Source organism: Streptomyces sp. Ag82_O1-12 (genome assembly GCF_900182715.1).
Taxonomy (GTDB): Bacteria; Actinomycetota; Actinomycetes; order Streptomycetales; family Streptomycetaceae; genus Streptomyces; species Streptomyces massasporeus.
This window is the reverse complement of record NZ_FXUW01000001.1, coordinates 2,436,187-2,459,004: the sequence shown is the minus strand read 5'-3', so window position 1 is coordinate 2,459,004 and position 22,818 is coordinate 2,436,187. Positions and strand designations below refer to the sequence as shown.

At 67.7% G+C, this 22,818-nt stretch carries 14 protein-coding genes, 1 other RNA gene and 2 pseudogenes; 10 read left to right on the top strand and 7 right to left on the bottom strand.

Annotated elements, in window-relative coordinates; genetic code table 11:
- Positions 1-58 precede the first annotated feature (58 nt).
- From QOL88_RS11295 to QOL88_RS11275, 7 genes and pseudogenes are all read left to right on the top strand, one after another.
- A complete protein-coding gene (locus QOL88_RS11295; RefSeq protein ID WP_179879100.1) occupies positions 59-628 on the top strand; it encodes a Uma2 family endonuclease in 570 nt (189 codons plus the stop codon).
- Between the two features lie 23 nt (positions 629-651).
- Entirely contained in the window at positions 652-1,479 is an 828-nt protein-coding gene (locus tag QOL88_RS11290) for an AraC family transcriptional regulator (RefSeq protein ID WP_097216310.1), read from the top strand.
- A gap of 19 nt (positions 1,480-1,498) precedes the next feature.
- Positions 1,499-1,606 (top strand): annotated as a pseudogene (locus QOL88_RS38825) (DMT family transporter); the annotation flags it as partial.
- A 94-nt stretch (positions 1,607-1,700) separates the two neighbouring features.
- Positions 1,701-2,279 (top strand): annotated as a pseudogene (locus QOL88_RS38820) (DMT family transporter); the annotation flags it as partial.
- 118 nt (positions 2,280-2,397) lie between these two features.
- An RNA gene (gene rnpB / locus QOL88_RS11285) (RNase P RNA component class A) lies at positions 2,398-2,807 on the top strand.
- A 344-nt stretch (positions 2,808-3,151) separates the two neighbouring features.
- Positions 3,152-5,038: a DUF2075 domain-containing protein gene (locus tag QOL88_RS11280; protein WP_097216309.1), complete on the top strand. Its 1,887-nt coding sequence runs from the start codon at positions 3,152-3,154 to the stop codon at positions 5,036-5,038.
- 196 nt (positions 5,039-5,234) lie between these two features.
- Positions 5,235-7,343 (top strand): DUF2075 domain-containing protein, encoded by a 2,109-nt coding sequence (locus tag QOL88_RS11275; protein ID WP_257028050.1) that lies wholly within the window; start codon positions 5,235-5,237, stop codon positions 7,341-7,343.
- 74 nt (positions 7,344-7,417) lie between these two features.
- Here QOL88_RS11275 and QOL88_RS11270 read toward each other — a convergent pair whose 3' ends face one another.
- Positions 7,418-7,546, bottom strand: a complete 129-nt coding sequence (locus tag QOL88_RS11270) for a DUF6408 family protein (protein ID WP_257027711.1) — start codon at positions 7,544-7,546, stop codon at positions 7,418-7,420.
- Positions 7,547-7,972: 426 nt separating this feature from the next.
- Here QOL88_RS11270 and pglW point away from each other — a divergent pair, with 426 nt between their 5' ends.
- Positions 7,973-12,358: a BREX system serine/threonine kinase PglW gene (gene pglW, locus QOL88_RS11265; RefSeq protein WP_097216306.1), complete on the top strand. Its 4,386-nt coding sequence runs from the start codon at positions 7,973-7,975 to the stop codon at positions 12,356-12,358.
- Between the two features lie 145 nt (positions 12,359-12,503).
- Here the strand turns inward: pglW and QOL88_RS11260 are convergent, their stop codons facing one another.
- The 3 genes from QOL88_RS11260 to QOL88_RS11250 form a co-directional block, all read right to left on the bottom strand.
- Positions 12,504-13,979 (bottom strand): hypothetical protein, encoded by a 1,476-nt coding sequence (locus QOL88_RS11260; protein ID WP_097216305.1) that lies wholly within the window; start codon positions 13,977-13,979, stop codon positions 12,504-12,506.
- Positions 13,976-15,328, bottom strand: coding sequence for a KGGVGR-motif variant AAA ATPase (locus QOL88_RS11255; RefSeq protein WP_097216304.1), 1,353 nt, complete (start codon positions 15,326-15,328; stop codon positions 13,976-13,978). The genes QOL88_RS11260 and QOL88_RS11255 overlap by 4 nt, the downstream gene beginning before the upstream one ends.
- A gap of 69 nt (positions 15,329-15,397) precedes the next feature.
- A complete protein-coding gene (locus QOL88_RS11250; protein ID WP_097216303.1) occupies positions 15,398-15,862 on the bottom strand; it encodes a hypothetical protein in 465 nt (154 codons plus the stop codon).
- A 260-nt stretch (positions 15,863-16,122) separates the two neighbouring features.
- Between QOL88_RS11250 and pglX the strand changes: the two genes are divergently transcribed.
- On the top strand, positions 16,123-19,884 hold the full coding sequence (pglX, locus tag QOL88_RS11245; protein WP_097216302.1) for a BREX-2 system adenine-specific DNA-methyltransferase PglX: 3,762 nt from the start codon (positions 16,123-16,125) through the stop codon (positions 19,882-19,884).
- A gap of 65 nt (positions 19,885-19,949) precedes the next feature.
- Here the strand turns inward: pglX and QOL88_RS11240 are convergent, their stop codons facing one another.
- Both QOL88_RS11240 and QOL88_RS11235 read right to left on the bottom strand, forming a co-directional pair.
- The gene (locus QOL88_RS11240; RefSeq protein WP_097216301.1) at positions 19,950-20,141 is read right to left on the bottom strand and encodes a DUF397 domain-containing protein; all 192 of its coding nucleotides are present in this window, start codon (positions 20,139-20,141) and stop codon (positions 19,950-19,952) included.
- Entirely contained in the window at positions 20,138-20,968 is an 831-nt protein-coding gene (locus QOL88_RS11235; protein WP_179878836.1) for a helix-turn-helix domain-containing protein, read from the bottom strand. The genes QOL88_RS11240 and QOL88_RS11235 overlap by 4 nt, the downstream gene beginning before the upstream one ends.
- A gap of 153 nt (positions 20,969-21,121) precedes the next feature.
- Between QOL88_RS11235 and QOL88_RS11230 the strand changes: the two genes are divergently transcribed.
- Positions 21,122-21,631, top strand: coding sequence for an ATP-binding protein (locus QOL88_RS11230; protein WP_179878835.1), 510 nt, complete (start codon positions 21,122-21,124; stop codon positions 21,629-21,631).
- On the opposite strand, the gene QOL88_RS11225 is transcribed toward QOL88_RS11230, so the two are convergent.
- A complete protein-coding gene (locus tag QOL88_RS11225; RefSeq protein ID WP_097216300.1) occupies positions 21,589-22,695 on the bottom strand; it encodes a hypothetical protein in 1,107 nt (368 codons plus the stop codon). The two genes, QOL88_RS11230 and QOL88_RS11225, sit on opposite strands and share 43 nt — an antisense overlap.
- Positions 22,696-22,818: the final 123 nt, after the last annotated feature.

The following is a 22,818-nucleotide window of genomic DNA, read 5'->3' as shown; positions in this document are numbered from 1 at the left end:
TGATCAGCCGATGTCCCAATCTGGCGGGCGACAGAAGGAGGGGCGTGACATGACTGCCATGGCCCACGAGCCGCTCTCGCAGGCAGACGTCCTGCTGGAGGGCTTCCTCGCCCTGGACACGCCGGAGGGCTTCCGGGCCGAGCTGATCGAGGGGGAGATCGTTGTGACGCCGCCGCCGGGCGGGGATCACGAGGACTACATCGGACTGATCGTGAACCAGGTGATCAGACGTTCCCGGACCGACATGCAGTTCTCAGGCAACAAGGGGTTGAAACTGCGCAGCGGAGGCGGCTGCCCGAAGAACTACTTGATCCCTGACGGCATGTTCGCTCCCATGGAACTGCGCCTGTACCGGGGGGCCGACCCCTGGATGCCCTGCGACGGCGTCGCCATGGTGATGGAGGTGACCTCCACCAAGCCGCAGGCCGACCGCGAGGCCAAACGCCGCTGCTACGCCCGCGCCGGCATCCCTCTCTACCTCCTCGTCGACCGGGACACGGCGCAGGTCACGGTGTTCAGCGAGCCGAAGGACGACGACTACCGCGAGCACTGCGCCCGCCCCTTCGGCAAGCCCATCGCTCTTCCGGAACCGTTCGCCTTCGACCTGGACACGGCCGACCTCGTCTGATCCCCTGTGGGCGGGGGTGCGACATGGGGATACGAGAACAGGCCAGCTGGACCAGGGCACGCCTGGGGCGCTGCGGGCCTCCGCTGGACCTCCTCACCGCCCACTTCGACAGCCACGTCTACGCGCCCCACGCCCACGACGAGTTCACCATCGGCGTCACGGTCGGCGGCTCGGAGGTCATCGCGTACCGGGGTGGTCACATCCACTCCTACCCCGGCTCGATCGTCGTCCTGGAGCCCGGCGAGATGCACACCGGCGGCCCGGCCGCCTGCGACGGCTACGCCTACCAGGCCCTCTACGCCGAACCGGCCCTCCTCACCGACGGCACCCTCGGCGGCCTGACGCACTTCCGCGACCCCGTCCTCCACGACCCGGAACTGGCGACAGCCCTGCGCGCCGCCCACACCGACATCAGCGCCTGCCCCGACCCGCTGGAGGCCGAGTCCCGGCTGCCCTGGCTGCTCACGGCCCTGGCCCGCCGCCACTCCACGTCCCGGGCGGCGAGCGACACGGTGCCCGGCGCCGACCACATCGCCAGGTCCGTACGCGACCGGCTCGCGGACGAACTGCTGGACCCGCCCTCCCTGGCCGCCCTCGCCACCGACCTCGGCCTGTCCCGCTACCAGCTCCTGCGGGCCTTCCGCACGACGATGGGCGTACCGCCGTACGCCTGGCTGGCCCAGCACCGGGTGGCCAGGGCCCGCGGCCTGCTGGAAGCCGGACTGCGCCCCGCCGAGGTCGCCGGTCTCGTCGGCTTCGCCGACCAGGCGCACCTCACCCGCTGGTTCCGCCGGGTGCTGGGGGTGACCCCGGCGGCGTACCGCAACAGCGTTCAAGACACCAGGGGGTGACGCGGCCGACACTCGTCGCATGACTGCACGCGGCTGGTTCCTGTTCTCCCTCATGGGAGTGATCTGGGGCGTCCCCTATCTGATGATCAAGGTGGCGGTGGACGAACTGTCCCCGTCCATGGTGGTGTTCGCGCGCTGCGCCCTCGGCGCCGCGCTCCTGCTTCCCTTCGCCCTGCGCCAGGGCGGCTTCGGCCGGTACCGTCCGGACCCACTGGAAGCCGATGCTGGCCTTCGCCGTCATCGAGATCATCGGCCCCTGGTGGACCCTGACCGACGCCGAACGCCACCTGTCCAGCTCGACCGCCGGACTCCTGATCGCGGGAGTGCCGATCGTCGCCCTGCTCCTGGCCCGCTTCTTCGGCGCGGGGGAGCGGGTGGGCGCCCGCCGCGTCGCGGGCCTGGCCCTCGGCCTCGCGGGTGTCACCGTCCTGACCCTGCCGCACCTCACCGGCGGCGACGCCCTGTCGATGGCCGAGGTGCTGGTGACGGTCGTCGGCTATGCCACGGCCCCGCTGATAGCGGCCCGGTACCTCAAGGACGTCCCGACGCTGCAACTGATCACCCCGTGCCTCACGCTGGCCGCCGTGGTCTACGCCCCCGCGGCATTCCTCACCCGCCCCGCCGGCATGCCGTCGGGCGAGGTCCTGGCAGCCCTCGCCGGCCTGGGAGTGCTCTGCACCGCGATCGCGTTCGTGGCCTTCCTGGAGCTGATCAAGGAGGTCGGCCCGACCCGGGCCGGCGTGATCACATACGTCAACCCGGCGGTGGCGGTCGCCGCGGGCGCGCTGTTCCTGGACGAGAAGCTGACCCTCGGCATCGGCGTCGCCTTCACTCTGATCCTGGCGGGCTCGGTACTGGCCACGGCGGCCGCGGCGCCGAAGCGGGACGTAGGCCGGGTACGATGGTCGACACGGCAGACGAGCCGGGCGGACGGCCGCGTGGAGTCCCCCTGACGGGGAGCTTCCCGAGGAACGTCCGGGCTCCACAGGGCAGGGTGGTGGCTAACGGCCACCCGGGGTGACCCGCGGGACAGTGCCACAGAAAGCAGACCGCCGGGGATCTCGGTCCTCGGTAAGGGTGAAACGGTGGTGTAAGAGACCACCAGTGCTTGAGGTGACTCAGGCAGCTAGGTAAACCCCACCCGGAGCAAGGTCAAGAGGAGCCGCCGTAAAAAGCGGCTCTGCGCGGACGATCGAGGGCTGCCCGCCCGAGTCCGCGGGTAGACCGCACGAGGCCGGTGGCAACACCGGCCCTAGATGGATGGCCGTCGCCCCGGCTCCCGCGAGGGAACCGGGGAACAGAACCCGGCGTACAGCCCGACTCGTCTGCCGCTCGACATTTCCTTAGGTCAGCGGCCATGTTCTCTTGCCGAACAGGAACGCTGGTGAGATGGGCGCTCGGTTAGTAGCCCGCATGCGGTCGACCGGACCCCACCGTGAGCCGACGCAAGCGCAGGGTTTGACAGTTGATGACGCGTGCCTGGGCGTTGGCCGACGAGATCAGACACGACGCGTGCTACCCGCGACCCAGACCACCGGTACGACTGCCAGTACCGCCAGGTACCCTCGAACGCATCGTCAACGCGGCCCGACGGGCTTCCGCTCCACCCCGGTGGAGTCTCGAAGGACACGCCCCCACCCGCACGAGTCTTTCGTGCTGCCCGGGGGGGCCCTTGCTGTTCCGCGCGTCCGCGAAGTCGGTCGCCGCCATGGCGCTCGACAGTTCGCTCTATCTCCATCTCACCGAGCAGTTCACCCACATGCACGGCTACCGGCCGAACCCCTCGGAGGCGCGGTCCTGGGAGCGGAGTATCCCAGCACTGGCCGCGGCGCTGAATGACGCGGGGCTCGGTGACGTGGAGGTCATGCTCGAGTACGCCCTCCCGATGAACAGCAAGCGAGCTGACGCGGTCCTCGCCGGCATTCACCCACTCACAGGCGACCCCTCCTATGTCGTGGTAGAGCTCAAGCAGTGGAGCGATGTCGTTCCGGATGAGGACGACCCGATCCTCTGCCACGTTCCTCATTATCCTCAGCCGGTCCTCAACCCCATCGAACAGGTGCGCCGCTATTGCGAGTACCTCGTCAACTTCAACGGCGCCGTCGCCGGTCACCCGGGGAGGGTCGCCGGAGTGGCCTTTCTGCACAACGCAACCGAGTTCGATGTGGGTGCACTGCGCGAGATCGAGTCCGACCAGTGGGGCCAGTTGTTCGCGGGCGACAGCCGCGGTGGGTTCATCGACTACCTTCGTGCCCGGCTCAGCCCTGAGCATCCGGGCGCCGAATCAGCTGATGGGCTGCTCGCAGGCAAGACGGTACCGTCGAAGCAGTTGATGGCGGTCGCAGCACAAGAAGTCCGTGAGAGGGAACAGTTCGTACTCCTCGACGAACAGCAGGTTGCCTACCGTAAGGTTCTCAACGCGGTGCGGAAGGCACAGCAGTCCGACCACAAAGAGGTCGTGGTCATCACCGGTGGTCCTGGTACCGGCAAGAGCGTCATCGCGCTCTCCTTGCTCGGCGAGTTGTATCGACGAGGCGTCCCAGCTCTGCACGCAACCGGGTCCCAGTCATTCACCAAGACGATGCGCAAGGTCGCGGGTGCCAGGAAGCGCGAAGTTCAGGATCTCTTCAAGTACTTCAACAGCTTCATGACGACGGAGAGAAACAGCCTCGACGTCTTGGTCTGCGATGAAGCCCATCGCATCCGTGAGACATCGGCCAACCGGTACACGCCGGCCGCGCGCCGGACCGGCAAGCGGCAGATCGACGAACTCATAGACGTGGCGAAAGTGCCCGTCTTCCTGCTCGACGAGCACCAGGTTGTGCGCCCGGGTGAGATGGGCACGGTGGAAGACATCCGAGCCGCAGCGGCACGCAGGGGGCTGGACTGCCCGGTCGTAAGGCTGGAGAGCCAGTTCCGTTGCGGCGGGAGCGACGCTTACCTGCGCTGGGTGGTGCGGCTTCTGGGCCTGGAGCCTGGCGGCCCGGTCGTGTGGGACCCCGATGACCGCATGCAGCTCCTTTTGGCCGACAGCCCGGAGGAGATGGAGACCTTCTTGGACGGCCGCCGCGGCCAGCGCCATAGCGCTCGCATGTCAGCCGGCTACTGCTGGCCGTGGTCACCAGAACCCAAGCCGGGACGGCCCCTTCCAGCCGACGTGAGGATCGGCGACTGGGCGCGCCCCTGGAACTTGCGCGGCGACCGTTCTGTGTCCGGCGCACCACCGTCCGCCCTGTGGGCCACGGACCCGGCTGGCTTCGGCCAGATCGGTTGCGTCTACACCGCCCAAGGCTTCGAGTACGACTGGTCGGGCGTCATCATCGGCCCCGACCTGGTTTGGCGACATGATCGATGGGTGACGGACCGTACGGCGTCCAAGGACCCGGTGTTCAACCGTTCGACACCGGACGCTGATGTGGATCGTCTGATCCGCAACACGTACAAGGTGCTGCTGACCCGCGGAATGGTCGGCACGGTCGTCTACTCCACGGATCGGGAGACGCAGGAGAAGCTCCGCGATCTGGTGAGGGCGGGGCGGCGCGTGGCGGTCACGGGGTGAACGACCAGCCTGGGTCAGCAGTTTTGCGCCAACTTGCCACTTGCATGCCACGAGCTGGCGGGAGAAAGCTCGCTTGAGCTGCCGCGCTCCCTAAGATCATCCGTACAGAATGCGGCCCGACGGGCTTCCTCTCTGGGAGAGGACACGCCCCCACCCGCACGAGTCACTCGTGCCCTGGGGGAACCACCTCGTGTCCATGCTCCTGCTGAGGCTGTCTGCGCAGGACCTGCTCACACTGAACTTGAGACGCCGGATGGTGCCGCATCTTGCCGCCAGATACCGGCACTTCCGAGGGCGCGATGTGTCCGATACGGAACGGGAGGCATGGGCCGAGAGTCTCATCGAGTTGGCGGAAGACCTGGTCGAGGCGGAGCGGGGAAACGTCGAGATGGTCGTCGAGTGCGCGGCGACGGTCGACGAACCGCAGAAGGGGGAGCCCTCCCTCATCGATGTCGTGCTCGTGGGCCGACACCCCGAGACGCGCCTGCCGTCGTTCCAACTCGTTGAGCTGAAGCGTTGGTCAATGGTGACGCGGGTTGAAGCCGCCACCGCGGAGCTTGTGAGGGTGCCGGGATATAAAAAGCCCAAGAAGCACCCCGCATTGCAGCTCAGGAATACCTACCGGTTGTTCACCGGAGACCAGGGGCCGCTGCGTGGCATCACGGTCGAATGCGGCGGGTTCGCGTACCTGCACAACGCGACCGATGACTCGGTTCGGCCGCTGCTTGATACGTTGGCGCCTTCTGGAGCCTATGAGCGTGTGTACACCCAGGACAGCCGTGACCTGCTCCTCGCGGACCTGCGCCGACATTTCGCGGAGGACGGAGCGGCTTCTGAGGCCGAGCAACTTCTGCGGTTCATGAACCTGCGCAACACGCCGCTTCTCGACGCGATGATCAGATCTCGCGGAGAGGACACGGTGTTCACCTTGCGGGGACGGCAGAAGGAGGTGGCGGCAAGTGTTCTGCAACGAGCGGCCTTGATTCTCGGAGATGCCGACCAGTCCGCGCCGTCGGCGGGCGACGGACGAGCCGTGTTCATCGTGACGGGTGGCGCAGGTACAGGAAAAAGCGCGGTGGGTCTACAGCTCAGGGCCGACTTCGAGGCGGCCGGACACACGGTGAAGTACGCCAGCGGGAGCCGTGCCTTCAACGGCGCGCTGCAGGAACAGGTGGGCTACACCGACACCGAGTTCAGGAAGAGATTTGCCTACTTCAGCCACTTCGTGACACCTCCGGACCCTCCCCTGGACGTCCTCCTTTGCGACGAGGCGCATCGTTTGAGAGAGCGAACCATCGACATCTACCAGCGAGAGGAGAAGTCGGGCAAGCAGCCTCAGGTGGACGATCTGCTCGACGCCTCCCGCCTCACGGTGTTCTTTCTCGACGAGAGCCAGTCCGTGAGACCCAAGGAGGTCGGAACGGTGAGCTTGATCGAGGAAGCCGCAAGAGCGCGAGGGATCACTCCACTCCACTACGGGCTCAGGGAGGAGTGGCGCTGCGGGGGGAGCGACGCCTACATCCGTTGGGTCCGGGCTGTCCTCGACATCGAGGCGGGAACCACCGAGTGGACCCCCGATGGTCTGATGCATGTAGAGGTGGCCGACAGCCCAGAGGAACTCGAGTACATCATCAGGGTCGAGGCGGAGGCAGGAGCGACAGCTCGCATGGTGGCCGGCTTCTGCTGGCCGTGGACCGAGCCGGTGGGCGAGGGGAAGGCGGCGCGCTTGGAGGCGGACGTGCGGATCGGTGACTGGCACCGGCCGTGGAACGCCAAGGGTGACTCCTTCCGCGAGAACGGAGCGGTGCCCCCGTCCACGAAATGGTCGGTGCACCCGTACGGCATCAACCAGATCGGCTGCGTCTACACAGCCCAGGGCTTGGAGTGGGACTGGTGCGGGGTGATCCTCGGCGAGGACATGGTGAGACGCGGTGACCGTTGGGTTTACCGCAAGGGGCAGTGGTGCGTGGACCTGGAGAGCAAGGTCAAACGTGTCAAAACCCCCGGCTCGTTCGACATGAAGCTCCGGGAGGGGACGGGAAGCAAGGAAGAGAGGGAGGAGGAGTTCGCGCGCTGCGTTCGCCACGCGTACCACGTGCTCATGACCAGGGCGAGCCGGGCGACGGTGCTCTACTCCACGGATGAGGAGACACAGACGTATCTCAAGAGCCGCGTGGGCGACGTGCCAATACACGGTCTGCGGCCCACCTGGGAAAATCTCCCTGCCGAGGCACGGGTGCCGCATCTCCCCAGCCCGAAGAGGAAGGGCCCCGACACCTCTCCCGGGCAGGGACTGCTCTTCTGAAGGGTCCTTGTCCCAGGGCTGATGCCGGACAGACAGAAGTGTGGCGGGCTCGCCGGGCCCGCCACATGCCTACCTCAGATGAGGTGGCGCGCTGCCGCCGACAGTGCCTCCCACACGAGGTTGGAGATCACGCTCGCGACGGCGCCGACCAGGATTTCGCGAATCCAAGGACGACGCGCAGGCTTGTACTCAACCGGTTCCATAAAGGCCCACTCCATGGTGTGAGTTCGGAACGGTAGGACCGCCCTACCGGGCAAGCCCCATTCCTCACTCACGGCCAGCGGACTGGACCGTGGACTCCGCCTCGTACCCTCCGGGAAGGTGCGCAGCAGCAAGAAGTCTATCGCACGGGCGTGCCGCCTGATTGGGCCAACAACAGCGTAGCTTGGTGGAGTTGGAGCCTAGTCCGGTCCGATGGTGTTGTCCGGCGGATAAATGAGACGCCACGCCCTGCGCGGCGGTCGGCACCGCGCTCCGACGGTGAACCCGCGCCCACGTGTCTCGACGTTGTCCCCGTACGAGCTGCCTGCCTGTCAGCGGGGCGCGGTAAGGTCAACCTGGGATTTTGGCCCGAGAGGGCGTGAGGAGACAGCGGAGGTCGAACGGTGACGGCAGGAGGCCCGCGCCCGGTGCCCAAGCCGGGACCGCCGCGTCCGGCGCAGCAATGGTTCCAGGATCGCCCCTCCCCGTACCCCTGGGAGCAGGACGCTCTCGACCATGTACGCCGCCTGATGCCGGCCGCTGAGCCGTATCGCGCCTGGGCCACCTTCTCCTTCACCGCGCAGTCGGGCCGTATCAATGAGTGCGACCTGCTGATCGCGGTGCCGGCCGGTCTCTACTTGATCGAGATCAAGAGCCATCCAGGGCGGCTGGAGAACCACGGATCCACCTGGAACTTCCGCGGCTCCGACCGCACCAGGACGATCAGCAACCCGCTCCACTTCAACGACGCCAAGTCGAAGGACCTCAAGAGCAGGCTCCTGTGGGCGGCACGCAAGCTGGGCATCCCCGAGCGCTCCGTGCCACGTGTGGAGCCGGCGATCTTCCTCTCGGCTCCGGACCTCGAGAGCCATCTCGACGACGTGCAGAAGGTCAAGGTCTACGGTCGTGACGACCGCTCCACCGGCCTGAAGCGCATCTGGCAGGACTTCCTCGGCCTGCCGCCCGACCGTCCCGACCGCCGCATCACGCCCGACTTCTCCCGGAATACGCTGCCGCGTCTGCTGAAGGCCATCGGTGTCCAGCAGTCCACGGCCCATCTCAGGTTCGGCGACGCCTGGAAGCTGCAGCCGCACCCCCTGGACCGCGGGCAGTCCTGGGAGGACCGCCTGGCCACGCGCGACGACGGCCTCGTCCAGGAGGAGGGCCGCGTCCGCATCTACCTGGTCGGCCATATGGCCACCGAGGCCGCGAAGAAGTCGACCGATCGCGCGGCCCGCCGCGAGTACCAGGTCCTGCAAGGCATCACGCACCGCGGCATCGTCGAGGCCGTCGAGATCCGCGAGCACCAGGGCGGACCCGCGATCCTCTTCCGTCACCGGCACACGGACCTGCGCCTCGACCAGTACCTGGCCACCTACGGGGGCAAGCTCACCCCCGAGATCCGACTCGATCTCGTTCGACAGCTCGCCGAAGCCGTCCGCTACGCGCACAACCGCGCCCTCTACCACCGGGCCCTGGCGGCCAGTTCCGTCTACGTATCCTTCGGGTCCGACGGGACGCGCCCCGAATTGCGCATCACCGACTGGCAGACCGCGGCCCGCGACTTCGACAGCAACGCCACCTTCTTCCGCTCCATCGGCGGTTCGGCGCTCGACGCCGCTCTGATCGAGGACGCGGCCCGCCTCTATCTCGCCCCCGAGGCCGACCAGCCGTACGCCGATCCGGCCGACCTGGACATGTTCGGGCTCGGCGCGGTCGCGTACCTGATCCTCACCGGTCAGCCTCCCGCCACGCAGCGCAGCGCGCTGAGCGAGCGGCTGCGCACCGACTCCGGGCTGCATCTGTACGCCGTCGCCGACGGTTTCTCGGACGCCCTCGACGACCTGGTCTTCAAGGCCACTCGCTCCGACGTGACCGAACGCCTCGGCTCCGCCGAGGAGTTCCTCGACCTGCTGGACAAGGCGGAGCGCGCCAGCGTGCTGCCCGAGGCGCCCACGGCCGTCGGCGTCGACCCGCTGGAGGCACTGCCCGGCCAGTCGCTCGACGCGGAATGGTCCGTACGCCGCGTTCTCGGCACCGGCGCCACGGCCCGCGCCCTTCTCGTGGAGCGCGTGGTCGAGGACGAGGACGGCCGCACACAGATCGACGAGCGAGTCTTCAAGGTCGCTCTGGACGAGCAGAAGGCCGAACGGCTGCGTGCCGAGGCGGGCGTCCTCAAGGAGGTCGGGGGCGGCGCGGTCGTACAACTGCGGGGGGAAGGGCTGCGCGAGATCGGCGGACGCACCGTCCTGCAGCTCGAGTACGCCGGTGAGCAGTCCCTGGGCGCCCGGCTGCGCGGCAAGGGCAAGCTGACCTACCACGAGCTGGAGCGCTTCGGCGACGATCTGTTCAGGGCGCTCGACCAGCTGGCCGCCAACGGAGTCCTGCACCGCGACCTGAAGCCCGACAACTTCGGCATCCACCACAGCAAGGACCGGATCTGGCGTCTGAAGCTGTTCGACTTCTCCCTCGCCGACGCCTCCGAGCGTGACATCAAGGCGGGCACGCGCGGCTACCTCGACCCCTTCCTCGGCTCCCTGCGGCGGCCGTACTACGACGACCACGCCGAGCGGTACGCGGCGGCCGTCACCCTGCACGAGATGGCCGGCGGTGAGCGCCCCATGTGGGGCGACGGACAGCTGGACCCGCTCACCAACGAGTCCGCCGAACTGTACGTCGCCTCCGAGCTGTTCGAGCCGGCCCTCAGGGACGGCCTCACGTCCTTCTTCCGGCGGGCGCTGCACCGCGACACCGAGCACCGCTTCGACACGCTGCGGCAGATGCACGACGAGTGGCGCGAGGTGTTCCGGGCGGCCGACGCGACCAAGCCGGCCACCACCCCGGCCACGGTCGGCGCCCAGGCCGAGGACGCGGAGGAGGCCCGTGACGCCGCCGCCGAGGCCGCGGACGCCGAGACCCTGCTGGACGCCGCAGGCCTGTCGCCCCGGGCCGTGTCCGTCGCGCACGGGCTGGGCGCCACCAAGGTGGGAGAGCTGCTCAACGTCCAGCCGTACGCGATCTCGAAGGCGCGGGGCGCGGGTGCGCTCGTACGCAAGGAGCTCAACCGGCGCCGCAAGCAGTGGGCGATCGCCCTGCGGCAGCCCACCGGGGCCGACGTCCGACCCGCGGTACCGACCGCGCGCACGGACGGTGGCCCCGAGCCGGACGGATCGCTGCTCCTGTCGATAGAAGACATGGCCGCCAGGCTCACCCCCGAACCCGGTCGCAAGGGTTCCCACCGTGCGCCGGTGGTCCGGCTCACGCTCGGTCTGCCGCCCGAGGAGGGCGGGCTGTCGCCGTTGGGCCCCTGGCCGGTCCAGGCCCGCATCGCCGACCACCTCAAGATCAAGCAGCCGCCGGTCTCCCGTCACCACCGCATCGAGATCAAGCAGTGGGCCGAGGCGGACTGGCTGCGACGGGTGCGCGAAGAGCTGGTCGAGATCGTCACGGCGGCCGGGCGGGTCATGACCGCGCAGGAGGCGGCCGCCGAGCTGCGCGTCCGGCACGGCGCGGGCGACGACACCCCCGAGCGTACGCTCGCGAGGGCGCTGGCCGTGGTACGGGCCGCCACCGAGGCCGAGCTGTGGGACGGCGAGGGCGCGGAACAGCACGAGCCGCGCCTGGCCGTGCACCGACGGGGCGACACCGTACTGATCGCCGCGGAGTCGTTGCCCGGGACCGACGACCCCAGCCCCCGTGAACTGGCCGACTATGCAGCCGAGTTGGGGTCGGTGGCGGAGCGACTGGCGCGTCAGGAGCCACTGCCGGGACGAGCCGCGGTGGTCCGGGACCTGCGCGCGGTACCCGCCCCGGAGGGCTTCGCCCCGCTCGCGGACACCCGGCTGGTCGACCTCGCAGCCGCCGTCGCCGTGGGGACCGAGGTCACTCCGCGCCTGGAGCTGTACCCCCGTGACCTCAGCCTGGACCGCGCCCTGCGCATCTCGCAGGCAGGGGCGGGAGTACGACGGGACCGTGGCATCACCGTCGCCGAGCTGCTGGCGCGGCTGCGCGCGCGCTTCCCCGTGCTCGACGCGCTCTCCACAGAGCGAGAGCCGACGTACGTCGAGCTGGAGGACCCGCTCAGGGAGGCGCGCTTCGAGCTCCAGTACGACACCAAGCTGGAGCGGTTCTTCCCGCCTGCCCTGGAGACGGCCGGCCAGTGGACGTCCACCGGGACGGGCACCAGCTACGTGTCACCCGGCCACGGCATTCCGGCGGTCGCGGAGGTGGACGGGGATCCGCATGCCGCCACCCGTGCCAGGCTCGCTTCCCGCGTTCAGCGCGGCGGGTTCCTCGCGCTGACCGTGAAGGGCAGCCGGCTGCCGGGTGCCGCCGAGGCGGTGGCCGCGGCGTTCCCCGTCGAACCCGTCGACTTGGGGCGGGAGTTCCTCGCCGAGTTCCGCGCGCTGGCGGCGGAGAAGGGGCAGAACTGGGAGAAGGTCCTGCGCGCCGACGCGGGCTCCGCGCCGGGGCAGATCAAGCGGGGTCTGGCTTCGTTCGTACGTGCGGTCTGGGTACGTCTGGAGGCGGCCCTGCTGGAGCGGGCCGCGGCACCTCGCACGGTCCTCTTCCTGCATGATGCGGGGCTGCTCGCCCGGTACTGGGACGAAGGCGGCCACGACCTCCTGGTCCGGCTGCAGACGGCGGCCCGCCGACCGGCCGACGACCCGCACGGGCTGTGGCTGCTGTGCCCCGTGGACACGCGGACGCAGGTCCCGCACCTGGACGGGCGGACGGTCGAGGTGATCGGCGGCGACGGGGAACGGGCTTACCTCGACGGCGACTTCCTGACGGCAGTGACCGCGGCCGCCTGAGCGCTCCGCTGGAAGTGCCGGGTGGAAGTGCCGCGATGTGCCGTCGGTCGTCTCCGGCGCCGTGGTGGCCGGCCGCGCGGTTCCCCGCGCCCCTTCGGGGCGCCCTCCGCCGCCTTCAAGGGCGCACACCGGGATCTGCCTGTCGTCAGTGCGCGCGCCGGGAGACGCCCCCCTTGCGGCCGATGCCGAAAGCCAGGCGGTAGACGTCGGGGATGTCGACCGCGTAGTCGCGCAGGTCGGTGGCGCCCGCCGCTCGCCGTGTCATCACGCCGAGCCTCTCCAACTCGTCGATCAGTTCACGGTGGTTGTCGACATCCTCCGGGCCGCTGCCCTGTGAGCCGTTCGCCAGGACCTCGCGCAGCTTCGCGGAGAGGGAGGCGTCCCGCCAGTAGGCGAGGACCACGGACGGCTGCATCGGCACCTGGCCGCCCCGCAGTTGCTCGACGGCGACCGCCGCCCAGCGGATGTCCTCCGTGATCTCGTCCACGCGGATCTGGGAGGCGGTACTCACGGACGCTCGGATGGCGTCGTAGTGAAGGGCGTATTCGTGTGCGGGGTATCGATCCCGGCTGATGGTCGCCGCTGTGGAGACGGCCTGGAGGAGCGTGCGTGGACTCACCTGGCCCTTGCCGTCCTGCAGGTGGTTGGGAAGCCAGGTGTACGTGTGGCCGCGGCGGTGGCTCGGGCCCATGTACGGGCCGGCCATCGTGATGAACAGATCGTGCTGGCGTTTCGGTGTGGCGATGACGTCGACAGGGGCGATGCACCGGCCTTCGCCCTCACTGCGCCAACTGCCGGTCCACGAACGGAACTTCTCCGCCTCGGGGCTCGGGTGGTTGCCCAACTGGTGGTAGAGGAGGCCGTACAGGTTCTCCGTGGTCCAGGTCAGGTCGGTGGCGTTGGCGCCGAGTTTGGAGGCGTCGGGGAAGTGTTTGGGCGCGCTCTCGTACATGTCCGGGCGGACGAAGATCTTCGCCCGGACCGCGCTGGTGCTCATGCGAAGATCCAACGCCACCTCGAAGAGGCCGGACACCAGCTGGTCGACGACCGGCCTCTCGTTGTGGAGGTGCTCCAGGGCATCGAAGATCAGCAGGCGGGTGCGGCCGCTCTTGCGGGCCTCCTGGTCGATCGTCCACAGGGCTCGTTCGTAGGACTCCATGTGCTCGGCGACCCAGCGGACCCGCTTGTCCCAGCCTTCGATGCGCAGGATCTCCGGGGCCCCGAGTCCGGTCAGGACCACGGCTGACCAGAGGTGCTGGGGCTTGACGCCGTCCTCCAGGAGTTTGCTGATGACGTTCTTGCTGGGGTGGTGCAGATTGGGCTCGCCGCCTTTCGCGTGGCCCGTGGCGACCGTCATCCGTTGCAGCCGGGGCATCATGTACGAGGCCGCGGCGATCTCGCGCATGCGGTCGTCGCTGAGCACCTTGGTCCACACGGTCTTGCCCGAACCGCGTGCGCCGCGCACCACCGTCACGTCGGGGTCCAGCGCACGCCGGTGGCTCGACGGCGTGAACAGCCGCGTGACGTCGGGGCTCACGGTGTCGGCGTCGAAGGCGCTGCCGGGGGCGGTGGCGAGCAGCGTCCGGTACTCGTCGGTGGACAGTGGGTCCCGGTCCGTCATGACAGCTCCTCGCTGGGGAAGACGAGTTGGTAGACCTCGTCGAGGAACCTCTTGTACGCGGCCTCCACGAAGGGCAGTTCGGGCCAGTCGCGGTCCTGGAGCGGGTCGAGGCCGATCAGGTCGTGGCTGAAGAGGATCGGGATGGGCGAGTGCGGGGCCTGGTCGTCCTCCAGGGCCGGGTGGTACGCATCCAGGTCCGCGCCCTCCGCGTCGTCGTAGAGCGTGTCGGCGAACATCTTCTGGGCGTTGTCGCGGAGCTTGTGCAGGCGCTGTATGTCCCCGGCGGATCGGAACATGGCGGCGACGATCCGGAGTCGTTCACGCAGGTCGACGGCCCGGTCCGGGCGCTGCTTCCACTGGGAGAGCAGCATGCCGTAGCCGTACCAGGTGGACGGGTTGTCGACGGTGAAGAGCAGGGACAGCCCGCTGAGCTGGGTGAGGGTGACGGCGGCGATGTCGTGGATGCCGGCGCGGCTGTCGAGCAGGACGACGTCCGGTTGCCGCGAGATCCCGGCCACCTGCGCCTCGCAGGCGGCGATGGCCTCTTCCAGCCGTACGCAGAACGGCTTGGGCGCGCCACCCGGTTCGGCGGCCGGTAGGTCGCTGTATATGCGGTTCAGCTTCGCGAGGTAGTCGTAGTCGTCGCGGGGGCGTCCTCCGGCGGGGGCCAGCCAGATCTCGCCGTTGCCCTGGGCGGGCGTGAAGAACGAGCTCTGAGTGACGAGGTCCAGCTCGTCCGCGTTGCCGACGCCGGCTTCGACCAGGTGGTCGACGATGCCGTGCTCGGGCAGTTCGTCGAGGCCGTGCAGGAGCGTGGAGACTCCCGGGGACTCCAGATCGAGGTCGACGACGAGGACGCACTTGCCCTTGTCGGCGAAATGGCGGGCGAGGACGGCGGTGGCGGTGGAGCGGCCGACTCCGCCCTTGAAGCCGTACAGGGCGACGCGTTGCTCTCGCACCTCGGGCTGCGGTGAAGCGCCTGGTGCGGCTTCCCGGGCCCAGTCGGCGCCCACGACGGTCCGTTCGAGTACGGCGACCCTGCCTCGATGGCCTGGCTCGCCCTCGTCCTGCACGATGAGTTCGCGGGAGCCGAAAAACATCTCCGGTGCGAACATCGTGGACGCGGCCTGGACGGGTTGGGGGCCTGCGAAGGCCTGGGTGTCGCGTCGGAACGCCTCCGCCAGCGATTCCAGCTCCTCGACGGGCAGTGGCTCGGACTCGTCGTCGATGAGGAGCGACGCACGCCCGAACAGGTCGCGTACGAGGACGGTGTCCCGGCCGGTTTCGGCGGCCCTGTGGGCGTGGCCCAGGGCGGCGTGCCACGCGGCGTCGAATCGGGTGGGGTTCATGGGGCGGGCGCCTGCTTTTCCACTTCGGCTCTGGCTTTGGCTTGGCTTCGGCTGCGTTTGTGCTTTGGGCTACTTGGCCTGTTGGTAGGCGGCGATCACGGTACGGGCCGCGGTGAGGTGACGTTTCACGCGCTGATCCGATATCTGGCTGCTGTCACGGTAGCGGTGGGCCACGTCCCACTCGTCGGCGGATTCTCGGAAGGGGTTCTGCTGGGGGATCTGCGCGAGGACGGTGGCGCCGCGGTGGCCGTTCGCGAGGAGGAGGAGTTGGTCCCAGACGTGGGGCAGGTGGCCATGCTGGGAGTCCCTCCGCGCTCTGTCTGCCTGCCGCTGACTCTGTGTCGGTCTGTTCCGGATCACGGGGCTGTACGGAATCCCCTGCGGCGTGTCCTGTACGGAACCGAAGAAGTCGAGGAGCATCGCCTTGATGGCGCACTCGGCGGCGATACCGGCCAGATGGTCAGCGGGGCCGAAATGCTGCGGCGACTTGGCGAGCTGCGTTGCCGCGTTGAAATGGCAATGGCCCGCCTCCAAGAAGGAGTGCGGGTGGGCGGGAGCGAGTGGGGGTGTCGGCGTAGGTGCTGCGGGTGCCGGGACTGCGGGTGTGGTCGAGGCCGCCGGGACCGGAGAGGGTGTCTGAGCCGTCACGGTGATCACCTTAGCGGCGTGATCATGGCAGATGAGAGTACTTTGCCAGGACTCCTGCGGGATCTGTTTCGGTCGACGGTGCTGGCAGGATTGGGACGCGAAACCGTATGGCGATGTGCGGTGGGTGACGTGGTGCTGAGAGAGGGATGCGAAGAGTGACGGTCACGGGCCAGGATGCGCGGGCAGGGCTGGACCAGGCGGCGCTGCTGAAGGATCTGCGGCGGCAGGTCGTTGTCCTTGAGGACGATCTGCGTGCGCGTAGTGAGTCCGAGGACGAGTACCGCGTCCGGCTGGAGTCCGAGTACCGGCGAGCCCGGGAGGCGCAGCGTACGGCGGCGACGTATGGGGCGTGGCGGGACGAGCGGGTGACTCAGGCTGCGGTGGCTTGGGTGCTGGCATGTGTCTTCGTACGGTTCTGTGAGGACCACGGGCTGATCGAGGCGCCGTTCATCGCCGGGCCCGGGGAGCGGTTGGTCGAGGCGGAGGAGCGGCACGAGGCGCACTTCCGTGAGCATCCCGACCACAACGACCGGGACTGGCTGCTTGCGGCGTTCCAGCATCTTGCGGAGGCCCATGAGACCGTGGCCGGTCTCTTCGACCGTGCACACAATCCGCTGTGGGAGCTGATGCCGAGCTATGAGGCCGCGACGGAGTTGTTGCGGTTCTGGCGGCGATGGGATGCGGACGGGCGGATCGTTTACGACTTCTCGGATCTGGACTGGGATACGCGGTTCCTCGGTGACCTGTACCAGGACCTGAGTGACCATGCCCGGAAGACGTACGCGCTGTTGCAGACGCCGGAGTTCGTCGAGGAGTTCATCCTCGATCTGACGCTGGAGCCGGCCATCGAGGAGTTCGGGCTGGATCCCGTGGTGGAGGGGCCGGGGGGTGTCGAGCGGCGGGGGTTGCGGACGATCGACCCCGCGTGCGGGTCCGGGCACTTCCTGCTGGGCATCTTCGAGCGGCTCGTCGAGAAGTGGCGGGAGGCGGAGCCGGGCGCTGACGAGTGGTCTGTGGTGCGGAGGGCTCTGGAGTCCGTCCACGGGTGCGACAAGAATCCCTTTGCGGTGAGCATTGCTCGTTTCCGGTTGCTGGTCGCGGCTATGCGGGCTGCGGGGGCAGAGCGGTTGTCGGTTGCGCCGGTGTTTCCCATCAATGTGGCGGTGGGGGACTCGTTGCTGCATGGGCGGGATGCGGCGGGTATTCAGACGGATTTGGGGACGTTGTTTGCGGAGTTGGAGGGAGGCGACTCTGGGGGTGGGGGCGCCTTTGTTTACTCGACGGAGGATGTGGGAGATTTCGCTCGGCGGGTGGATCTGCTGGGGCGAGGGTCGTATCACGTTGTGGTGGGGAATCCGCCGTATATCACTGTGAAGGACAAGCAGGAGAACGAGAACTATCGGGCGGCGTACGATGCTTGTGCGGGCACCTATGCTTTGTCGGTTCCGTTCGCGCAGCGCCTGTTTGAACTGGCAGCGAAGGGTGCTGGCGGTTCGGCGGGTGGGGGTGGCTTTGTCGGGCAGATCACTGCGAACTCCTTTATGAAGAGAGAGTTCGGTAAGAAGCTGATCGAGGTAGTTTTCCGGAACCGGGTTGAGCTTTCGCATGTGATCGATACATCCGGGGCGTTCATCCCGGGGCATGGTACGCCGACGGTGATTCTTGTGGGGCGGAACCGGGTGCCGAATCTCAAGCGGAAGGTTCGGGCGGTGCTGGGCGTGCGGGGCGAACCCTCACAACCAGATAACGCCGCGGAGGGGCTCGTTTGGGAGGCGATCGTAGGGCAGGTGGGGAGGCCAGGCGAGGAGTCTGCGTGGGTATCGGTTGAGGATCTTGCGGCAACCGCCTTCCTGGACCATCCCTGGTCGGTTAGCGGGGGCGGGGCCGGGCAACTGCTAGAACGGGTTGCGGCTGAACGTCCTGTGCTTCGGGAAAGAATTTCTCCTCCGATTGGCCGAGCAATTCGCGCGGGCGCTGATGAGGCGTTCATGCGGCCGACGCGCTCTACGTATCAGACACGGGCAGATCGGCGTGGCCTGAGGCCTTTTCTCCTTGGGGAAATCGTTCGAGACTGGAGTGGCAACCCAAATGCAGCGATTTGGGATCCTTATTCGCTAGCTGTAGCGAGGGGAGAGCTTGCGGAAGAGCTGTGGCCGTGGCGAACTCCCCTTGCTGCGCGCCGTACGTTTCAAGGAGATATGGAGGATGCAGGTCTGCAGTGGTGGGAATATATGCAGCATACTGCTTCTGCGTATACAACTCCACTTTCTATCGCCTTTGCCTTTGTAGCCACCCACAATCACTTTGTACTTGACCGCGGCGGGAAGGTTTTCAATAAGTCCGCTCCCGTGATTAAGCTAAAGGCCGAGGCGAGTGTTGATGAGCATTTGGAATTGTTGGGTCTGCTCAACTCATCCACAGCTTGTTTCTGGTTGAAGCAGGTGAGTCAGGCTAAGGGAGGGACTGATAACTCCAGCGGTGGGGGTAATCGCTGGACTCCGGAAGCCTGGATCGATCGATACGAGTTCACTGGAACAAAGATTCAGGAATTCCCGCTCCCCGAGAAGCTGCCGCTTTCCATGGGGCGCGTCTTGGACTCTCTGGCTCAAGGGTTGGCCAAGGTTGAACCATCTGCTGTTATCGACAGGGTTGCTCCTGCGCGGCCTGCTCTTGATGAGGCTCACGCCGAGTACATCCGCCTCCGTGCGCGGATGATTGCTCTGCAGGAAGAGCTGGACTGGCAGGTATACGGGCTGTACGGCCTGCTATCTGAGGCTGAGGTAGCACGCACTACCGTACAGTCGCCTGATCCGGACACCATCCCCGAAGTGCGGCTCGGGGAGCGGGCGTTTGAGATCGTGTTGGCTCGCAAGGTGGTGAGCGGGGACACCGAGACCGCGTGGTTCGAGCGGCACGGGTCGACGCCGGTCACGGAGATTCCACGCCACTGGCCTGACTCGTACCGGGAAATCGTCCAGGCTCGTATCGACATCATCGAACGGCGAAAAGACGTCAAGCTAATCGAGCGGCCTGACTGTAAGAGGCGTTGGTCCGCAGAGCCCTGGGAGAAGAAGGAGAAGGCCGCTCTGCGCACCTGGTTGCTCGACCGGTGTGAGGATCCCGCGCTGTGGTTCAGCCTCCGTGAGGGTGTGAAGCAGCCGCGTCCACTCACCGTCAATCAGCTTGCTGATGCGCTGAGTTCCGACGCTGACTTCACCTCTGTCGCCGCGCTCTACGCCTCCGACCACCTCAACAAACCCGATCTCCCGCTCGGGCAAGTACTCGCCGATGTCATCGCGGACGAGCACGTGCCGTATCTCGCCGCAATGCGGTACAAGGACCCCGGTCTACGCAAGCGTGGGCAGTGGGAAGAGGTTTGGGAGCAGCAGCGGGAGGAGGACCAGACCGGGCAGCGGCTTGATATCCCTGTACCGCCGAAGTACTCGTCCGCCGACTTCCTCAAGCACTCCTACTGGTCCCACCGCGGCAAGCTCGACGTGCCCAAGGAGCGGTTCATCTCCTATCTGGAGGCCGAGCCCGAGGCGGACCCGACCACACTGCTCGGGTGGGCCGGGTGGGACCACAAGGATCAAGCCCAGGCGCTCATCAACCTGATTGAGGATCGTACGGAGCAAAGCGGTTGGGGCACCGAGCGGCTCACCCCATTGATTGCCGGGCTCTACGAGGTCATGCCCTGGGTGCGGCAGTGGCACGGTGAGTACGACGCCGAGTGGGAGTCCGTGCCGGCGGAGGACTGTGATGCCTTCCTGGACGAGCAGATGGGCAAGCATCGGCTCAGCGCGGCGGATCTCAAGGCCTGGCGGCCAGTGAAGCGGGCGCGAGGGCGCAAGGCTGCAGCCTCGAAGAAGGCGAGCACCCCGGAACAGCCCGCCCTCGACGTCGAGTAGGCGGAACGTGGCGGTGGGGCTGCGGAGTTCAGAACTCCGTCAGCCCCAGGGGCATTGGGCGGGCGTCAGACTCGGGCGTCTGCCGCGTATGCGACGAAGGTCGACCACGTGGTGCGGGAGAGGGCCAGCTGGCCGCCCTCCTTGTCCTTGGAGTCCCGGACGCGGATGGCTTCAGGGCAGTCAGCGACTTCGACGCAGTTGTCGCCCTCGCTACCGCTGTAGCTGCTCTTGAACCACGCCGGTTCCGTAGTGCTCATAGCGCTCCTCGCATGTGTTCCAGCAGGCTCACCGTGGCCCTGCAATCGAGGGCCTGCGCACGCAGCTTGCCATAGCGCTGGAGCAGGACGCTCACGTCCTTCGATGCCGTGATCAGGGTGCTGGAACGCTGACCCTCGGTGTAGCCGATCCACTGGTTGTCAGGAGTCTCTGCCAGGTACATCTGGCCGTCAACGCCCGCGTGGTCCTCCTGCTGCAGTGGCATGAGCTGGATCTCCACGTTGCGCAGCTTCCCGACCTCCAGGAGGTGCTCGATGAGGGCCTTCGTGACGCTCGCTCCACCCACCCGCCTTTCCAGCAGCGTCTGTTCGATGACGAAGCTGAAGGCCGTGTTCGGCTTCTGCGTCAGGAGTTGCTGTCGCTCAAGTCGTGCCGCAGTCTCGCGTTCCACCTGCTCCTCGGTCACCGGCGGCAACCTTCGGTCAAAGATCGCTCGGATATAAGCCTCCGGCTGCAACAACCCAGGAATCGCCCGGCACTCATACGCATAGAGCGAGATCGCCTCCTCCTCGATCCCCGCCCACTGCACAAACCACGAAGCCAGCCCCTGCCTCCGAGTCAAATGCCGTGCCGCCGCCTTGAGCACCTTCGGCGCCTGGAGAACCACCCCGGCCCGCTCGATGAACCTCACCGACGGGAACCGTTTGCCCTGCTCCAGCTTGGCCACTGCATGCACCGAGTATCGCACCTGAGGCGCGAACTCCTCCTGCGTCAGGCCCGCTTCCTCCCGCAACGCCTTCAGGACCGCGCCGAAGCTCTTGAGGCCGTCCGACACTTCCGGTTCACTGCTCGCGACGCCGTCCAACACGCCCGGCCCACCTCCCACGTAGCCCACCGGGACACCAACCCACCCATGGTTACGGGGCGTCACCCACCCTGTCCACTCAGTGAACCCGCCCAGCCGCGGCTGTACCAGTGCCGTGCCTGGTGAACGACCCTCCCTCTCACAACGCTGGACCGCATGACCGCACCTCAGGCCCAACCGGCCGTCACCGTACGTGTGTTCTTCCAGAGGCTGAGCGCGACCCGGCGCGGCGCCCGCCTCGCCCGCAACCTCGCCACGCACCAACTCGACGTCTGGGGCATCCCGTTCGGCTCGGACCTCTCCGACACCGCCGCCCTCGTCGTCGCCGAGCTGGCGTCCAACGCCGTACTCCACGCCCGCGTACCCGGCCGCGACTTCGCCCTCCACCTTGAACACCGTACGGACGCACTCCGCATCGAGGTCGCCGACGCCCGGGGTGACCGCCCCCTCACCGCACAGCCGCCCGCGACCGGCGCCACGGACGCGACCACCGATCAAGACCACGGCCGAGGCCTCGTGATCGTCGGCGCCCTCGCCTCCCGTTGGGGCGTCACCGACCGCCAGGGGCCCGGCAAGGTGGTCTGGGCCGAGATCGACCTCCTCGACAGCGCCCCAAGCATCCGTCACGGCATCCGAACCGCAGGTGGGCTCGGCCGCTGCCAGTAGTGCAGCACCGGAGGATGCGCGACCTCCTCCCCGAGATCGGAGGTCAGCAGGTGATGCCGGGCAACCGCGTCGTCGACGATCTGCCGCCACCACTCCAGCCTGTCCGGTCCCGCGTCGGCCGAGATCAACTCATCGTGCAGCGCGTACAGCTCACACGTGTTGTGCCACTGCGACTCGCGTACGCCGGCGGTGCTCTCGCTGAAGCGGGACAACTCGGCGCCCTCGCACACCGCGCACCCGCACGTCCACGGTTCGACGCGCGCGAACCAGTTCTGCAGCACCTCCACCCGGTGGTACTTCAGCAGCTCACGGACGAGCACCACCGGATACGGCCGCCAGCCCCGGCCCTTGCGGCGCGGGTCCATGCCGTGGCGGAGCATGGCGGTGACCCCCACCGCCGTGCCCAGGGCGCCGTGCGCCAGGGCGTCGAAGGCGGCCAGGTCCGTGCGCCACAGCAGCAGACGCGGGCACGACCGGCACAGCACACGCAGGCCCTCGGCGACCCCCGCCCGCTCCAGCGGGTCCTTGGAGTGCTGCATGATCAACGCCACGGGATGCCGACTCGCCCGTACCGCCGCCACCAGGTGCAGCAGCGACTCGTCCCGCAGCCAGCGGTAGCTGCACGGCAGCAGAACGACCGTGTCCGTTCGCTCCAGCAGGTTGGCCTGGGTGATCACGGCACGCAGTACGCGCGCGTCGCCGTCCTCGTCCGGCGGTATGAAGCAGGTCGGGGTGACCGCGAACGCCGCCTTGTTGGCGAGCTGGCCGTTCAGGGCCTCCTCCAGGCCGGAGAAGTCGAGCGCGTGCCAGCCGTCGGCCGCCTGATAGCCGAAGGGGCGGTCTACGGTCGCGACCCGGTGCTCGTGGCCGCCGTAATCCACGGCCACGACCGTGTCCGGGTAGCTGTTGCGTATGTTCCGGCACCTCACCGCCGCATCGGCGCCCGTGAGGAGCAGCCCTCCGGCGTTTCCGTCGATGTGCGGCAACAGGCCGATCGCCGACCTGTCGTTCACCATGATCAGTAACCTGTCGCGCAGTAAGCCCTCGATCCCGGTGCTCCCCATGGGGTCCCCCTCGCGGTCCTCAAGCACGCCGGCATCTCCCGCTGGTCACGAGTGTCAGAGCCGGTCGAAAAGGAGCACAAGACGGTCGTATGCGGGCTTAAGCGGTTCTCGGCCAGGCTGTCG

What these genes read in the sequence shown, in the direction of transcription:
- QOL88_RS11225 (WP_097216300.1), bottom strand. Translation starts at nt 22,695, where the DNA reads ATGGGGAGCACCGGGATCGAGGGCTTACTGCGCGACAGGTTACTGATC.
- QOL88_RS11230 (WP_179878835.1), top strand. Translation starts at nt 21,122, where the DNA reads ATGACCGCACCTCAGGCCCAACCGGCCGTCACCGTACGTGTGTTCTTC.
- QOL88_RS11255 (WP_097216304.1), bottom strand. Translation starts at nt 15,328, where the DNA reads ATGAACCCCACCCGATTCGACGCCGCGTGGCACGCCGCCCTGGGCCAC.
- QOL88_RS11290 (WP_097216310.1), top strand. Translation starts at nt 652, where the DNA reads ATGGGGATACGAGAACAGGCCAGCTGGACCAGGGCACGCCTGGGGCGC.
- QOL88_RS11275 (WP_257028050.1), top strand. Translation starts at nt 5,235, where the DNA reads ATGCTCCTGCTGAGGCTGTCTGCGCAGGACCTGCTCACACTGAACTTG.
- QOL88_RS11270 (WP_257027711.1), bottom strand. Translation starts at nt 7,546, where the DNA reads ATGGAACCGGTTGAGTACAAGCCTGCGCGTCGTCCTTGGATTCGCGAA.
- QOL88_RS11240 (WP_097216301.1), bottom strand. Translation starts at nt 20,141, where the DNA reads ATGAGCACTACGGAACCGGCGTGGTTCAAGAGCAGCTACAGCGGTAGC.
- QOL88_RS11260 (WP_097216305.1), bottom strand. Translation starts at nt 13,979, where the DNA reads ATGACGGACCGGGACCCACTGTCCACCGACGAGTACCGGACGCTGCTC.
- pglX (WP_097216302.1), top strand. Translation starts at nt 16,123, where the DNA reads ATGCGAAGAGTGACGGTCACGGGCCAGGATGCGCGGGCAGGGCTGGAC.
- QOL88_RS11295 (WP_179879100.1), top strand. Translation starts at nt 59, where the DNA reads ATGGCCCACGAGCCGCTCTCGCAGGCAGACGTCCTGCTGGAGGGCTTC.